Source organism: Extensimonas vulgaris (assembly GCF_003337425.1).
GTDB classification, from domain to species: Bacteria; Pseudomonadota; Gammaproteobacteria; order Burkholderiales; family Burkholderiaceae_C; genus Extensimonas; species Extensimonas vulgaris.
Window position 1 is genome coordinate 68,739 of record NZ_QPJU01000007.1, and the last position, 14,674, is coordinate 83,412.

A 14,674-nucleotide genomic window follows, 5' to 3' on the forward strand; every position below is an offset into this window, starting at 1 on the left:
CCACCCGTGCGGCGCGCATTCTTGCCTGCTGCAAGGCGGTGCAGCGTGCGGCGCGTGCCCTCAAATTCGGTCGCGCGTGGTCTGGCGGCGGGTTTCGGCGTGGGAGGTGCCGGCAAGCTCGGGCCGGGCTGTGGCGAAATAGGCGCGCGCGTCGGCGCAGTCCTGCGCTATGCCTGCGGTGAGCGCGGCCAGGCTGTCGTACTTGCGTTCGTCGTGCAATTTGTGTAGCAGTTCCACACAGATGATTTTACCGTAGGCCTCTTCGGGGCCCAGGCTGGGCGGCCAGTCCAGGCAATGGGTTTCGAGCAGCACGCGCCCGCCGTTCACGTCGATGGGATCGAGCGAGGGGCGCACGCCGAGGTTCGCCACGCCGGGCAGTGGCACATCGGCCAGGCCGCGCACGCGCACGGCGAAGATGCCGCTTGCGGCGGGCTTCCAGTGTGTGAAGCGCAGGTTGAGCGTGCGAAAGCCGTCGTCCGCGCCGTCCGCGCTCGCTCCGAGCGCGCGGCCGAGTTTGCGCCCGTGCACCACGTGCCCGCTGATGCTGTAGGGGCGCCCGAGCAGGCGTGCCGCGTCTTCCATGCGGCCCTGCGCGAGTGCGGCGCGCACCGCGGAGCTCGAAACGCGCAGGCTGTGCTGCGTGGGCACAGCGGCGGCATCGCTGGCTTGCGGTGCGAGCAGGTCGGCGGGCATGGGGACTTCGTAGCTGTTCATGCGCGCGACTTCGAAGCCTTGCGCCTGGCCTGCGGCTTCGAGCATGGCGTAGTCGCCCGCGCGCCGCGCGCCGAAGCGAAAGTCGTCGCCCACGAGCACGTAGCGCGCACCCAGGCCGCGCAGCAGCACCTGGTCGATGAAGTCCTGCGGCGACTGCGCAGCCAGGCGCGCGTCGAAAGGCAGCACCACGACCTGTTGCACGCCGCAGCGTGCGAGCTCGGTGAGCTTGTCGCGCAGCGTGCCTATGCGCGCGGGGGCGATTTCGGGCTTGCGCTGCGCGGCCGCAAAGTAGTCGCGCGGGTGCGGCTCGAACGTGAGCACGCAGCTCGGAATGCCGCGGTGCGCCGCTTCGTTGTGGAGCAGTGCGAGCATGGCCTGGTGTCCGCGGTGCACGCCGTCGAAGTTGCCAATGGTCAGGGCGCAGGCCGGTGCGATGTCGGGGTGGTGAAAACCACGAAAGATCTTCATTGGTTTGTTATCTTTTTAATAGCTGCTTGCGCTGATGGATCAAGCGCAAAGTGGCAATTTGTCATCAAATCGGAGTATATTGTGCCCAAGCCGTTTCCAGGAGGCGTTTCGTGAAGGTACTGAAGCTCTCGGCCCAGGGTTTGCCCCAGGCGTGGATTTCGCTCGAACAGGCGGTGCTGCACTATGCCGCAGATGAAGTGCGCTGGGAATCGGGCGCGCAGGTGGCACTGTTTCGCGGCGGGCACAACGCGGTCACGGGGGCGCAGTCGGTCATCGCCGTCAACAGCATCATAGGAACCAAGGGCGTGCCCGACATCAACCCCTTCAACCTCAAGTCCAGCCTGACCAACGCCAAATTGTTCGCGCGCGACCGCAACGTCTGCGCCTACTGCGGCGGCCACTTCGACGAACAAGACCTCACGCGCGAGCACATCGTGCCGCTCGCGCAGCGCGGGCGCGACCATTGGATGAACGTGGTCACGGCCTGCCGCGCCTGCAACCACCGCAAAGGCGCGCGCACCCCCGAGCAAGCGCGCATGCCGCTGCTGTACGCCCCCTACGTGCCCAGCCTGTGGGAGGACTTCATCCTGCGCAACCGGCGCATTCTGGCCGACCAGATGGAGTTCCTGCTCGCCCACGTGCCCAGGTCGTCGCGGCTGCTGGTATAAGCGCCCCAATCCGCCACTTTCGCGTGACGGCCGGGGCTTTGGGCGCGGGTTCGGCTGGGAGATAGTTCAAGCAAACACACCCGCCGTGTCCTGCATGCGCGCCGACACTTCGCCGAGGTGGTGCAGCGTGTCGCCGTAGAGCATCTCGAGCTGCGTGAGCTTTTTGAAGTAGTGGCTCACGATGTATTCGTCGGTCACGCCGATGCCGCCATGCAACTGCACGGCTTGCTGGCCTACGAAGCGCATGGACTGGCCCAGTTGCACCTTGGCGCGCGCGATGGCGCGGCGGCGCGCTTCGGGCGGCTCGGTCAGGCTCAGGCTTGCGTAATAGCTCATGGAGCGCGCAAGCTCGAGTTGCATCTTCATGTCCGCGACGCGGTGGCGCAGCGCCTGAAAGCTCGCAATCGGCACGCCGAACTGCTTGCGCTGCTGCAGATAATCGATGGTGATCGAAAGGGTTTGCTCCATTGCGCCCACGGCTTCGGCGCAGTGCGCGGCGATGCCCGTATCGACGCCGAATTCGAGCGCGGCCAGACCCGCGCGCGTCACCAGGGTGGCGGGGGCGTTTGCCAGGCGCAGCTCGGCGGCGCGGCTGCCGTCTTGCGTGAGGTAGCCCGAGGTCGCGACGCCGGGGGCGCTGCGCTCCACAAGAAATAGCGCCAGGACTCCGTCGAGCTGTGCGGGCACCAAAAAGGCGTCGGCCTGGTCGCCCGCAGGGACTATGCTTTTGGTAGCTGTCAGCGCATATCCCGTCCCGATTTGTGCTGCTGTTGCACCGCAAACCCCAAGCTGGTAGCGCGCCTGACGCTCCTGATGTGCGAGCACTACGAGGGCCGTGCCCTTGGCGATGCGCGGCAGCCACGCGGCTTGCAGCGCAGCGTCGGCGTGCGCGGCGAGCAGCGTGCTCGCGACGAAAGCCTGCACCAGCGGCTCGAGCACGATGCCGCGGCCCAGCTCCTCCATCGCCACCATCGCATCGACGCTGCTTTGGCCCAGCCCCTCGTAGGCTTCGGGCACGCACAGCGCGGTGAGGCCCAGGTCGGCGAGTTCCTGCCAGACCTCGCGCGCAAAGCCGCCTGCCGCGACGATGGCGCGGCGGCGCGTGAAGGGGTAGCTTTTTTCGACCCAGCGGCGCACGGCCGCGCGCAGTTGCTCCTGGTCGTCGGAAAAATTGAAGTCCATGGTCGTCGTCCTCAGCCAAGCAGGGTTTGCGCGATGATGTTGCGCTGCACTTCGTTCGTGCCGCCGTAAATCGTGGTTTTGCGCATGTTGAAATAGTTGGGCGCGAGCGGCGCGTTGCCTCGCACGCCGCCGGGGAAGTCGCCTTGCCAGCCCGCGTCCATGGCTTCGAAGATGTAGGGCAGGCTGTAGGGGCCGGCGGCAAGCATCATGAGCTCGGTGTAGCGCTGCTGAATCTCGCTGCCGCGGATTTTCAACAGGCCCGCGATGTCGAGTGCGTTTTTGCCCGATTTCTCGGCGCTGAGCACGCGCAGCACCAGCATCTCGAGCGCCACGATCTCGACCTCGAGCAGCGCGATCTGGTCCCGAAAACGCACGTCCTCCCACACGCCCTCGGCTTTGGCGATGCGCTTGAGGCGCTCGAGCTCGCGTTTGCTGCGGTTGACGTCGGCGATGTTGGTGCGTTCGTGGCTCAACAAGTGCTTGGCATAGGTCCAGCCCTTGTTTTCCTCACCAATGCGGTTTTCGACGGGCACTTCGACATTGTCGAGAAACACGTCGTTGACCTCGCACTCGCCATCGAGCAGCCGGATCGGGCGTACCGACACGCCGGGCGACTTCATGTCGATGAGCAAAAAGCTGATGCCCGCCTGGGGCTTGGCCGTGGGGTCGGTGCGCACGAGGCAGAACATCCAGTCGCCGTATTGGCCCAGCGTGGTCCAGGTTTTTTGCCCGTTGACGATGTATTTGTCGCCCTTGCGCTCGGCGCGCGTGCGCAGCGACGCCAAGTCCGAGCCCGCGCCCGGCTCGCTGTAACCCTGGCTCCACCAGACCTCGCCGCTCGCGATGCCGGGCAGAAAGCGCTGCTGTTGCTCGGGCGTTCCAAAAGCCATGATCACGGGCGCGACCATCACCGGCCCGAAAGGGACGATGCGCGGTGCCCCGGCGCGTGCGCACTCTTCTTCGAACAAATGTTTTTGCACCGCATTCCAGCCTGGGCCGCCGAACTGCTTGGGCCAGCCATAGCCGAGCCAGCCTTTTTTGCCCAAAATCTTGGCCCAGCCTTGCATATCGTCGCGCGTCAGGCGCAGCGCGTTGTGCACTTTGTAGGCAATTTCCGGCGGCAGGTGGGCACGCACCCAGGCGCGTACCTCTGCGCGAAACGCCTGCTCTTCAGGGGTGAATGCAAGATCCATGGGGTTTGACTCCTTTGCTCATCGAGCCTGCGGTTTTAGCACGACTGTGCGCTTTTGCTTGTCCAGCGGGCGACAAAAAGGGAGCACCACCATGCGCTGCGGCCACCCTGGGATAATCGCGCCCCCATGAAAAATATCGTGATCCTGATCTCGGGCGCGGGCTCGAACATGCAGGCCATCGTGCGTGCGGCGCAGCAAGAGCGCTGGGAGCAGCGCCTGGGCGCGCGCGTGGCAGCGGTGCTCAGCAACCGGCCCGAGGCGCCAGGCCTGGCCTGGGCGCGCGCACAAGGGCTCGCTACCGAGGTGATCGCGCACCAGGGTTTTGCCTGCCGCGAGGACTTCGATGCCGCGCTGCAGGCGCGCATCGACCGCTACGCGCCCGCGCTCGTGGTGCTCGCGGGCTTCATGCGCATCCTGACGCCGGGCTTCGTCGCGCACTACGCGGGGCGGCTCGTGAACATCCACCCCTCGCTGTTGCCGGCCTTCAGCGGCCTCAACACGCACGAGCGCGCCATTGCCGCGGGCTGCAAATTTGCCGGCGCCACCGTGCACCTGGTCACGGCCGAGCTCGATACCGGCCCCATCCTCGAGCAGGCCGTGGTGCCGATTTTGCCGGGCGACGACGCCGCAGCGCTGTGCGCGCGCGTGCTCTCGCAAGAGCACCTGATCTACCCGCGCGCGATTGCGCAATTGCTTTCGAAAATGTAGCTGCTTGCGATTGATGAGTAAGCGCTAAAGCCCGATTTGACTCCTATTTTTTGCTGCCCCAACAGGGTGAGCCCAACTGCCTTATGCACCCCAAAGCCTTGCTGGACACCTGCGCCGAGCTCGTGCGCCGCACCCTGACGTTCGAGCACCCGGCCGATGCCGTGGTGTCGCGCTTTTTTCGCGAGCACCGCAACCTGGGCCCGCGCGAGCGCGCGACGCTGGCCGAGACCGTCTATGCCGTGCTGCGCAAAAAGCTGCTGTTCGAATACTTCGCGCGCTCGGGCTCGGGCCCCAAGGAGCGGCGCCTGGCGATTTTGGGCTTCCATGGCCCGCGCGACTTTCTCTACAGCGCCTTGAACATGCAGGAGAAAAGCTGGCTCGAAGCGTGCAATGCAGTCGATCCCGCAGATTTGCTCGAGCCGCACCGCCACAACCTGCCCGAATGGATCGCGCAGCCGCTCAAAGCGCAACTCGGCGCCGAGTTTTGGCCGCTGGCGCAGAGCCTGCTGCAGACCGCGCCGCTCGACTTGCGCGTCAACGTTTTGAAGGAAAAACGCGAACAAGTGCAGGCGGAGCTTGCACAAGCAGCTATTGAATCGGTAGTTACGCCGTATTCTCCCTGGGGCTTGCGCGTGCAAGGCAAGCCCGTGCTCGCGCGGCTGCCGGCGTTCGAGCGCGGCGCCTTCGAGGTGCAGGACGAAGGCTCGCAATTGCTTGCGCTGCTGCTGGACGCGCGCCGCGGCGAGATGGTGGTCGATTTTTGTGCGGGCGCGGGCGGCAAGACGCTCGCGCTGGGCGCGGCCATGCGCAACACGGGGCGGCTCTATGCCTTCGACGTGTCAGCGCACCGGCTCGAAGCGCTCAAGCCGCGGCTCGCGCGCAGCGGGCTCTCAAACGTGCACCCGGTGGCGATCGCGCACGAGCGCGACGAGCGCATCAAACGCCTGGCGGGCAAGATCGACCGTGTGCTCGTCGATGCGCCATGCTCGGGCCTGGGCACGCTGCGGCGCAACCCGGACTTGAAGTGGCGCCAGTCGCCGCAGAGCGTGCAGGAGCTCACGCTCAAGCAGACCGCGATCCTCGCGAGCGCGGCGCGGCTGCTCAAGCCCGGCGGGCGCCTGGTCTATGCGACCTGCAGCCTGCTGCGCGAGGAAAACGAGGCCATCGCCGAGGCTTTCGGCGCCGCGCATCCTGAATTTGCACCGCTCGACACGGGCGAGTTGCTCGAGCAGCTCAAGCTGGCGCAGGGCAGGGCGCTGTGCAGCGGCGGCGCCACGGGCTCGGCCTACCTGCGCCTGTGGCCGCACAAGCACCAGACCGACGGTTTTTTTGCTGCGGTGTGGACGCGCCAGTGAGGGCGCAAAGAGAGACGGCCGTGCGTGAGCGTGCGCGGCGCCAGCGCTGTCACCATGGTTTTCACGCATGGCGCACTGGAGATGCCTCCCTACAATAGGGCCACCCGCGCCGCGCAATTGCGGCGCGGGTGCGGTTTGCCTCTGCGTGCGCGGAGGATGCCGCGGGGCAATGTTTGTTTTGGAGTGTTATGTCTTTTGTGGATGGGGCTGCGTTCAGCGCAGCCATTGACTGGCTGGGCCACGGCCTGTGGCATTTTTCCTGGTGGCAAATCGTTCTTTACACGCTGGCGACCACGCATGTGACCATCGTCGCCGTCACCGTGTTTTTGCACCGCGCGCAGGCGCACCGCGCGCTCGATCTGCATCCGATTCCCGCGCATTTTTTCCGATTTTGGCTTTGGCTCGGCACGGGCATGGTCACCAAACAATGGGTGGCGATCCACCGCAAGCACCACGCCAAGTGCGAAACGCCCGACGATCCGCACAGCCCGCAAACGCGCGGGCTCGATGCCGTGCTCTGGCGCGGCGCCGAGCTGTACCGGGCCGAGGTGAAAAATGAGGAAACCCTGCGCAAGTTCGGCCACGGCACGCCCGACGACTGGGTCGAGCGCCACCTCTACAGCCGCTACACCTGGCAGGGCGTGGGGCTGATGCTGCTGCTCGATCTGGCGCTCTTTGGCGCCATCGGCGCGGCAGTGTGGGCCGTGCAGATGGTGTGGATTCCATTCTGGGCGGCAGGCGTGGTCAACGGCGTGGGCCATTTTTGGGGCTATCGCAATTTCGAGTCACCCGACGCAAGCACCAATCTGGTGCCATGGGGCCTGGTGATCGGCGGCGAGGAGCTGCACAACAACCACCACACTTACCCGACGGCGGCCAAGTTCGCGGTCAAGCCGTATGAGTTCGACCTGGGTTGGTGTTACATCTGGCTGCTGCAAAGACTCGGCTGGGCCACCGTGAAAAAGGTGCCGCCGCGGCTGCGTTTCGGCGCCGTGCGCCCTGTGGCCGACGAAAAAACACTGGAGGCGCTGATTGCAAACCGCTACGAGGTCATGGCACGCTATGCCCGCAGTATGCGCCGCGAGTTCGAGCGCCTGCAGCCCGACGCTTCGCTGCGCACGGTGCGCCGCTGGCTGCACCGCGACATCGAGAAGCTGCCCGCCGCGGCGCTGCCGCAGCTTGCCAAGGCGCGCGCCGCGCACCCGGCGCTCGACCAAATGCTCACCATGCGGGAGGAGCTGCGCCAACTGTGGCTCAGCACCACGCACACGCGCGCGCAGCTCACGGCCGAGTTGCAGGCCTGGTGCCGCCGCGCCGAAGACAGCGGCATCGCCGCGCTGCGCGACTTTGCGCTGCGCCTGCGTGCCGTGCGTGCCTGAGGCGCCGCATATCCATATCCCATAAAAAAATCCGCCCGGCACCTTGGCGCCGGGCGGATTTTCGTGCGACTGAAAAAGCGGCTTTGCAGCGGCTTACTTCAGCTTGGTTTCCTTGTATTCGACGTGCTTGCGCGCCTTGGGATCGAATTTCATGATCACCATTTTGTCGGGCGTGGTCTTTTTGTTTTTGGTCGTGGTGTAGAAGTGGCCGGTACCCGCAGTGGATTCCAGCTTGATTTTGTCGCGTCCGCCTTTGCTTGCCATGGTGCTCTCTCCTTCTTAAGCCTGGCCGCGTGCACGCAGGTCTGCAAGCACGGCATCGATGCCCTTCTTGTCGATCAGGCGCAAGGCCGCGTTGGTGATGCGCAGGCGCACCCAGCGGTTTTCGCTCTCGACCCAGAAACGGCGGTATTGCAGGTTCGGCAGGAACCGGCGCTTGGTTTTGTTGTTGGCGTGGGAGACATTGTTTCCCACCATGGGCTTTTTGCCCGTTACGTCGCAAACGCGTGCCATGAGGACACTCCGATATCGATCACGGCCGCTGCAGCTGCCAAGAAAACCATGCGCCTGTGCGCCCATTTTCTTGCTGTGCCTGCGGCCTCACCTCGCCAGAAAGGGTGGCGGTAACCCTATTTGCCTTGTTTCCTATGCTGGATTCGGCAAAGCCGGCTATTTTAGCCGATGATTTGGGTCAGAAGAAGGCGCAAAAGAAGGTTCAAAGGCTCAGAAAGGACATTTCTATTTTGCGTTGACCGGCTGCTAGCGCCAGGCTTCGTCGTTCGCGGCCAGGCGCTCCAGTTCTGCGCACACGTCAGCCATACGCCCGGTGATGGCGAAACGGGCTTCGTTTGCCGTGCAACTGTTGGGCCGAAAAATGCGCACGCAGCCTGGGGCTACGCGAAAGCGACGCGATTCTTGCAGCGCAGGCGTCGCAAGCGGCCGCTTGTGTCGCAAGGAAAGCAGGAAGAGACGCTGGATCAAAGTGCTGAGGGTGAGCAGGGCGATTCCCATGTGAAACTCCATGAAAGAGGTTGGACACAGGCAGGATTGCGACAGACGCGAAACTGGCTCCTCAGGGTCGGCAACAGGATGGAATATGCGCAAAACTTGCGTGCGCGACCATTCCTCTTGCCAGACGCCCGCCACCTGAGGATGCCGGCAGAATCGGCGCTAGTGCAGTGTTTGATGCTTGATGCGACCAATAAAACTGATGAATTTTTGGTCTGGGCAAGGCGCAAACCGCAGCGATACCGGGTGGTATCGCGAGGATTTGCAACGCGGCCCAGGCCGAAAAGACGCGGTTTTATGTCGCAGATAGCGTCGAACACTGCACTAGTTGAGCAAGGTGTTGCGTATCAGCCCCACGGCCAGCCCTTCGATCTCGAAAGGTTCGCCGGGCTGGACGGTGATGACGGGGTAGTCAGGGTTTTCTGGGAGCAGCTCGATCTGGTCGGCGCTGCGGCGCAGGCGTTTGACCGTGACCTCGTCGCCCAAGCGCGCGACGACGATCTGGCCGTTGCGGACGTCGCGCGTGGCTTGCACGGCGAGCAGGTCGCCGTCGAGGATGCCTGCGTCGCGCATGGACATGCCGCGCACTTTGAGCAGGTAGTCAGGCCTGCGCGCGAACAATGTGGGCTCCACCGCGTACGTGCGGTCGATGTGCTCTTGCGCCAGAATCGGCGAGCCTGCGGCGACGCGGCCGACCAGCGGCAGCACGAGTTGCGCGAGCTCTGCGATTGGCAGGTTGAACTGCTTGCCACGTGCGGCGTTGAGGTGGCGCATGGCCTCGCCGCGCAGGCGGATGCCGCGCGAGGTGCCGCTGACGAGCTCGATCACGCCCTTGCGCGCCAGCGCCTGCAGGTGCTCTTCAGCCGCGTTGGCGGACTTGAAGCCCAGCTCAGCGGCGATTTCCGCGCGCGTGGGCGGGGCCCCGGTTTGCGCCATGACGCGTTGAATCAGGTCGAAGACCTGCTGCTGGCGCGCAGTGAGTTTGGGTTGGTCGGACATCAGTGGCTCCACGAAAATGGGTCTGGACTTACGCAAACAAGGATGCAGCAAAGTGCTTTGCCATTGGGGCGTGCGCCTTGCCTGACCCCGATTTGCGTAAGTCGTGTGGGTTTGCGAAAAATCGCAAACAGGCTCTTACAGCTATGGCACAGCGGCGAAACGAACTTGTATATTTATACAGTAGCTGTATTTTTCAACAGTTTTTTGGAGTGCGCAAGTGGGGGAAGAAAAAATTGTCGTGCTGGGCACGGGCGGCACCATTGCCGGGGTGGCGCAGGCGGGCGCGGGCAGCCTCGACTACCGCGCGGCGCAGTGGGGCATAGAGCAATTGTTGGCCGCAGTGCCGGGCTTGCGCGAGACGGCTGGTTGCTCGGTGCAGTCCGAGCAGATCGCGCAGCTCGACAGCAAGGACATGGACTTGGACACTTGGCGCCGGCTGGCGCTGCGCTGCGCCGCACTGCTGGCCGATCCGCAGGTGCGCGGCCTGGTGATTACCCACGGCACGGACACGCTTGAAGAAACCGCGTGGTTTTTGCACCAGGTGCTCGCGGCGCACAAGCCCGTGGTGCTGACCTGTGCGATGCGGCCTGCGACGGCGCCTTTCCCCGATGGGCCGCAGAATTTGCTCGATGCCGTCGCGGTGGCGCGCACGCCGGGCGCGTGCGGGGTGGTGGCCGTGGTGGCGGGCGTGATCCACGAGGCCCAATGGGTGAAAAAAGTGCACCCGTATCGCCTCGATGCTTTCAGCTCAGAGGATGTCGGGCCGCTCGGTTGGGTCGAGGAGGGCGCAGTGCGTTTGATACGAAAATGGCCGCAAACCAAGGCAAATCAAGCGCAAGCAGCTATCGAAAAAATAAACCGCTGCAGCACCTGGCCGCGCGTCGAGCTGGTGTTCAGCCACGCAGGGGCAAGCGGCGCCATCGTCGATGCGCTGGTGCAAGGCGGAGTGCAGGGCTTGGTGGTGGCGGCGACGGGCAATGGAACGGTGCACGCGGCGCTCGAAGAGGCGCTGCTGCGCGCGCAGGCGGCGGGCGTGCGCGTGCTACGCGCGACGCGCTGCAGCGAAGGACAACTACTGCCGCGGCCAGGTGATGTATTGCCCGCTGCGCCGGGGCTCTCGCCCGTCAAGGCGCGCATCACGCTGCTGCTCGACTTGCTGCCGTGAGGATGAGGGCGAGAGGATTGGGCGGGGCCTGGTTGTTCAGCTCAGCTCAGCTCTGCAGTGCCTGCAAGATGCGCGCCGTGATTTCCTCCACGCTGCCCATACCGTTGATGACACGGTACTTGGGGGCGTTGGCCGGGTCTTGCTCGGCCCAGCGGCGGTAGTAATCGACCAGAGGGCGTGTTTGTTCGCTATAAACCTGCAGGCGCTTGCGCACCGTTTCTTCCTTGTCGTCGTCGCGCTGCACCAGGTCTTCGCCAGTGATGTCGTCCTTGCCCGGAACCTTGGGCGGGTTGAATTTGATGTGGTAGGTGCGCCCGCTCGCGGGATGGGTGCGGCGGCCGCTCATGCGCTCGATGATGGCGTCGAAAGGCACGTCGATTTCAAGCACGTAGTCGATCTTGATGCCTGCTGCCTTGAGGGCGTCGGCCTGCGCGATCGTGCGCGGAAAGCCGTCGAACAAAAAACCCTTGGCGCAATCGGGCTGGGCGATGCGTTCTTTGACCAGGCCGATGATGATGTCGTCGTTGACCAAGCCGCCCGAATCCATCACGGCCTTGGCCTGCAGCCCCAGCGGTGTGCCGGCCTTGACGGCAGCGCGCAGCATGTCGCCCGTAGAGATTTGCGGGATGCCGAATTTTTGGCAGATGAAAGTGGCTTGGGTGCCTTTTCCGGCGCCGGGGGGGCCGAGCAGGATCAGTCGCATGATTTTTGTTTCCTCGCAGATGTCAATGGGATGTCTTTCGAAGTCGAGGATAGCATGGCATGAAATTGCGCTTGCCTATGAAAAAAGCGGCGACGAGCGCCCGTGCAACCAGGCGCTCCCGGCAGGAACTCCGGGCCAAGAACTCCAGGCCAGATGCGGCACCTAAAATGCGCGCATGCCTTTTCATGTCACTCCCAGTGCCTTGCCCGAAGTGCTCATTCTCGAGCCCAAAGTCTTTGGCGACGAGCGCGGTTTCTTTTTTGAAAGCTACAACCGGCGCGACTTCGCCCAGGCCACGGGCGTGCAGGTCGAATTCGTGCAGGACAACCACAGCCGCAGCGCCAAGAACGTGCTGCGCGGCCTGCACTACCAAGTTCAGCAGCCCCAAGGCAAGCTCGTGCGCGTGGTGCAGGGTGAGGTGTACGACGTGGCCGTGGATGTGCGCAAAAGCTCGGCGCACTTCGGTCGCTGGGTGGGCGTGCACCTGAGCGCCGAGAACAAGCGCCAGCTGTGGATTCCCGCCGGGTTTGCGCATGGCTTCGTCGTGCTCAGCGACGCGGCGGAGTTTCTCTACAAGACCACCGACTACTACGCCCCCGCGCACGAGCGTTGCATTCGCTGGGACGACCCGGCCATAGGCATCCGCTGGCCCATCGCCGCGCCGCCCATTCTTGCCGCCAAGGACGCGGCGGGCATGCTGCTCGCCGAAGCCGAGGTGTTTGCCTGAACCAACGGGTGGACTCCCTGCAAGCGTAGGCCATGGCGCATTCGTTCAATGAGGTGGATTGCGTCGTCATCGGCGCGGGCGTGGTCGGGCTCGCGGTGGCGCGGGCCCTGGCCTTGGCAGGGCGCGAGGTGCTGGTGCTCGAGGCGCAGGGCGCGATCGGCACGGGCACGAGCGCGCGCAACAGCGAGGTGATCCACGCGGGTTTGTATTACGCGCCAGATTTGCTCAAAGCGCGGTTGTGTGTGCGCGGGCGCGATCTGCTCTATGCCTACTGCGCGGCGCGGGGCGTGCCGCATCGGCGCTGCGGCAAGCTCATCGTGGCGACGGCGCCGCATGAGGTGGCGCGGCTAGAGGCCCTGGCGCAGCGCGCGGCCACGAACGGCGTGCATGACCTGCAGTGGCTGGACGCCGGCGCGGCGCGTGCGCTCGAGCCGGCGCTCGCCTGCGAGGCGGCGCTGCATTCGCCCAGCACCGGCATTATCGACAGCCACGCGCTCATGCTGGCCTTGCAAGGCGACCTCGAGCATGCGGGCGGCATGGTCGTTTTGCATTCCAAGGTCAATTCGGCCAAAGTGCTTGATGGACGTGCGCAAGCAGCTATTCTTTTGGAAGTCAACGAGGGCGAATGGTTGCAGGCGCGCACGGTAGTCAACGCCGCCGGGCTGCAGGCTTGCGCGCTGGCGCGGCGCTTTGCCGGGCTCGATCCGCGCCACGTGCCCACGCCTTGTTTTGCCAAGGGCAACTACTTCACATTCATGGGCAGGGCGCCGTTTCGGCATCTGATCTACCCCGTGCCGCAAGTGGGCGGCCTGGGCGTGCACCTGACGCTCGACTTGGCCGGGCAGGCCAAATTCGGGCCGGACGTGCAGTGGCTGGACGTGGGCGAAGGGTTCGACGCGCCCGACGACTTCTCGGTGGATGCCACGCGCGCCGCAGCGTTCTATGCTGCCGTGCGTCGATACTGGCCCGATCTGCCCGACGGCGCGCTGGCCCCTGGATACGCAGGCATTCGCCCCAAAATAAAGATTGACGGCGCCATCAGCGAGGACTTTTGCATCGTCGGCCCGGCGCAGCATGGCGTACCGGGGTTGGTGCATCTGTTTGGCATCGAGTCGCCGGGTTTGACCAGTGCATTGGCGATCGCCGAATGCGTGCTGCAAAGCCTTGCAGAGGGGCTCCTGGTGCAGTCTTGACTTGCATCATGGAAGGGGCTTGCGCCCAAGGGCTAAGATGCTCATGCCCGTGCGAGGTTTGATTTGTGCGGCGTGGTTGCTATTTGTTTGAAATCACTCAATGGAAAGGTTCGTATGACTACTCCCAACAACTCTACTCAAGCAGAGCTCGAAAAACTGGTCGCCGACCTGCGCGGACTGATCGCGAGCAAAGACCTCGACGCCGTGCCGGAGATCAAAGTGCTGCGCCAGCGCATAGACGACGGCATGCACTCGGTGCGTGAAGCCGCCGTGCGTGCTGCGCAAGAGGCCGCGCGCCAGGCCAAGGATGCCGCGCTGGCGGCCGACCGCTACGCGCACGACGAGCCCTGGCGCCTGGCCGGTGCGGCGCTTGCGATTGGCGCACTCGTCGGTTTCGTGCTGGGCCGTCGCTGATCGGGGCGGCACTTTGCTGCGCTTGGACTCTGGGGCGTCGCCATGAGGTGGCTTGCGTTGCTCGGGCTCGACGCCTGGCTCGCGCGCTGGCGCACGGCGCTCAATGAAGGCGCGATTGCCATCGAGGACCGCGCCGAGCTCGCCCGGCTTGAGTGGGCCCAGCTCAAGCGGCACGGGCTCATCCTGCTCTTGCTGGGCGCAGCGCTGCTCGTGCTTGCAGTCGTTACGCTGGTGGCGCTGTCGGCGGCGGTGTTGCTGCTATTTTGGGACAGCCCGCAGCGTGTGCTCGCCGCTTGGCTGATGGTGATCGTCTGGCTGCTGCTGTGGCTTGGCGCTGCAAGGTGGGCGTGGTCGATCGCGCAAGCGTGCCGCCAAGCGTTTGTCCTCACGCGCCGCGAGCTGGCGCAAGACTGGCGCGAGCTCAAGGAGCGCTTGTGATGTGTGCCGACAAATCCATCCCGGTGGACGTGACGCCCGAGCAGCAACGCGTGCTCGAGCGCATCGCCGTGCAGCGCGAACGCCTGCGCGCGCGCCGCGCCGCACGGCAGCAGGCGCAAACGCACGGGACTGCAAACACCACCACTTCGACCGATGGTGCAGCACAGGGGGACTTGTATCCGCCTGACGCTTCGTTTGCCGAGCGGCTGGCCTTGTTCACGCGCGCCCACCCGGCCGTCACGGGCGCAGTGGCGGCGGCCCTGATCGCCGCTGCGGGCCCGCGCCGCGTGCTGCGCTGGGCGACGGTCGCGTTGCCCTGGATTTTGCGGCTGCGCGGCTGATGGCGCAGCCCGCCGACAC

Annotated in this window: 18 protein-coding genes; 10 read left to right on the top strand and 8 right to left on the bottom strand. The window is 64.9% G+C overall.

The genetic code is table 11. The features are described from left to right. Window positions 1–60: 60 nt before the first annotated feature. Window positions 61–1,182, bottom strand: a complete 1,122-nt coding sequence (locus DFR45_RS10545; RefSeq protein WP_114483705.1) for a bifunctional riboflavin kinase/FMN adenylyltransferase — start codon at window positions 1,180–1,182, stop codon at window positions 61–63. A gap of 110 nt (window positions 1,183–1,292) precedes the next feature. Here DFR45_RS10545 and DFR45_RS10550 point away from each other — a divergent pair, with 110 nt between their 5' ends. After that, on the top strand, window positions 1,293–1,850 hold the full coding sequence (locus DFR45_RS10550; protein WP_114483706.1) for an HNH endonuclease: 558 nt from the start codon (window positions 1,293–1,295) through the stop codon (window positions 1,848–1,850). A 66-nt stretch (window positions 1,851–1,916) separates the two neighbouring features. Here the strand turns inward: DFR45_RS10550 and DFR45_RS10555 are convergent, their stop codons facing one another. Further along, window positions 1,917–3,032, bottom strand: coding sequence for an acyl-CoA dehydrogenase family protein (locus DFR45_RS10555; protein ID WP_114483707.1), 1,116 nt, complete (start codon window positions 3,030–3,032; stop codon window positions 1,917–1,919). An 11-nt stretch (window positions 3,033–3,043) separates the two neighbouring features. After that, a complete protein-coding gene (locus DFR45_RS10560) occupies window positions 3,044–4,225 on the bottom strand; it encodes an acyl-CoA dehydrogenase family protein (protein ID WP_114483708.1) in 1,182 nt (393 codons plus the stop codon). 126 nt (window positions 4,226–4,351) lie between these two features. On the opposite strand from DFR45_RS10560, the gene purN reads away from it, so the two are divergent. The 3 genes from purN (at window position 4,352) to DFR45_RS10575 (ending at window position 7,667) form a co-directional block, all read left to right on the top strand. Beyond that, window positions 4,352–4,933, top strand: coding sequence for a phosphoribosylglycinamide formyltransferase (gene purN, locus DFR45_RS10565; protein WP_114483709.1), 582 nt, complete (start codon window positions 4,352–4,354; stop codon window positions 4,931–4,933). A gap of 83 nt (window positions 4,934–5,016) precedes the next feature. Further along, entirely contained in the window at window positions 5,017–6,288 is a 1,272-nt protein-coding gene (locus DFR45_RS10570; RefSeq protein WP_114483710.1) for an RsmB/NOP family class I SAM-dependent RNA methyltransferase, read from the top strand. A 188-nt stretch (window positions 6,289–6,476) separates the two neighbouring features. Beyond that, on the top strand, window positions 6,477–7,667 hold the full coding sequence (locus tag DFR45_RS10575; protein WP_114483711.1) for a DesA family fatty acid desaturase: 1,191 nt from the start codon (window positions 6,477–6,479) through the stop codon (window positions 7,665–7,667). 93 nt (window positions 7,668–7,760) lie between these two features. Here DFR45_RS10575 and rpmG read toward each other — a convergent pair whose 3' ends face one another. The 4 genes from rpmG to lexA form a co-directional block, all read right to left on the bottom strand. Next, on the bottom strand, window positions 7,761–7,931 hold the full coding sequence (rpmG, locus tag DFR45_RS10580) for a 50S ribosomal protein L33 (RefSeq protein ID WP_114483712.1): 171 nt from the start codon (window positions 7,929–7,931) through the stop codon (window positions 7,761–7,763). 15 nt (window positions 7,932–7,946) lie between these two features. Next, a complete protein-coding gene (gene rpmB, locus DFR45_RS10585) occupies window positions 7,947–8,180 on the bottom strand; it encodes a 50S ribosomal protein L28 (protein ID WP_114483713.1) in 234 nt (77 codons plus the stop codon). Window positions 8,181–8,426: 246 nt separating this feature from the next. Next, window positions 8,427–8,678: a hypothetical protein gene (locus DFR45_RS10590; protein WP_144686959.1), complete on the bottom strand. Its 252-nt coding sequence runs from the start codon at window positions 8,676–8,678 to the stop codon at window positions 8,427–8,429. 321 nt (window positions 8,679–8,999) lie between these two features. Next, on the bottom strand, window positions 9,000–9,674 hold the full coding sequence (lexA, locus tag DFR45_RS10600; protein WP_114483716.1) for a transcriptional repressor LexA: 675 nt from the start codon (window positions 9,672–9,674) through the stop codon (window positions 9,000–9,002). Between the two features lie 217 nt (window positions 9,675–9,891). Between lexA and DFR45_RS10605 the strand changes: the two genes are divergently transcribed. Then, window positions 9,892–10,839, top strand: coding sequence for an asparaginase (locus DFR45_RS10605; protein WP_241659417.1), 948 nt, complete (start codon window positions 9,892–9,894; stop codon window positions 10,837–10,839). Between the two features lie 46 nt (window positions 10,840–10,885). On the opposite strand, the gene adk is transcribed toward DFR45_RS10605, so the two are convergent. Beyond that, window positions 10,886–11,542: an adenylate kinase gene (gene adk / locus DFR45_RS10610; protein ID WP_114483717.1), complete on the bottom strand. Its 657-nt coding sequence runs from the start codon at window positions 11,540–11,542 to the stop codon at window positions 10,886–10,888. A gap of 175 nt (window positions 11,543–11,717) precedes the next feature. Here adk and rfbC point away from each other — a divergent pair, with 175 nt between their 5' ends. The 5 genes from rfbC (at window position 11,718) to DFR45_RS10635 (ending at window position 14,655) form a co-directional block, all read left to right on the top strand. Then, a complete protein-coding gene (gene rfbC / locus DFR45_RS10615) occupies window positions 11,718–12,269 on the top strand; it encodes a dTDP-4-dehydrorhamnose 3,5-epimerase (protein WP_114483718.1) in 552 nt (183 codons plus the stop codon). A 32-nt stretch (window positions 12,270–12,301) separates the two neighbouring features. After that, entirely contained in the window at window positions 12,302–13,462 is a 1,161-nt protein-coding gene (locus DFR45_RS10620) for an NAD(P)/FAD-dependent oxidoreductase (protein WP_114483719.1), read from the top strand. A gap of 114 nt (window positions 13,463–13,576) precedes the next feature. Next, on the top strand, window positions 13,577–13,876 hold the full coding sequence (locus DFR45_RS10625) for a DUF883 family protein (RefSeq protein WP_114483720.1): 300 nt from the start codon (window positions 13,577–13,579) through the stop codon (window positions 13,874–13,876). Between the two features lie 42 nt (window positions 13,877–13,918). Further along, the gene (locus DFR45_RS10630) at window positions 13,919–14,314 is read left to right on the top strand and encodes a phage holin family protein (protein WP_114483721.1); all 396 of its coding nucleotides are present in this window, start codon (window positions 13,919–13,921) and stop codon (window positions 14,312–14,314) included. Further along, window positions 14,314–14,655 (top strand): hypothetical protein, encoded by a 342-nt coding sequence (locus DFR45_RS10635; protein ID WP_114483722.1) that lies wholly within the window; start codon window positions 14,314–14,316, stop codon window positions 14,653–14,655. Before DFR45_RS10630 ends, DFR45_RS10635 begins: the two co-directional genes overlap by 1 nt. Window positions 14,656–14,674: the final 19 nt, after the last annotated feature.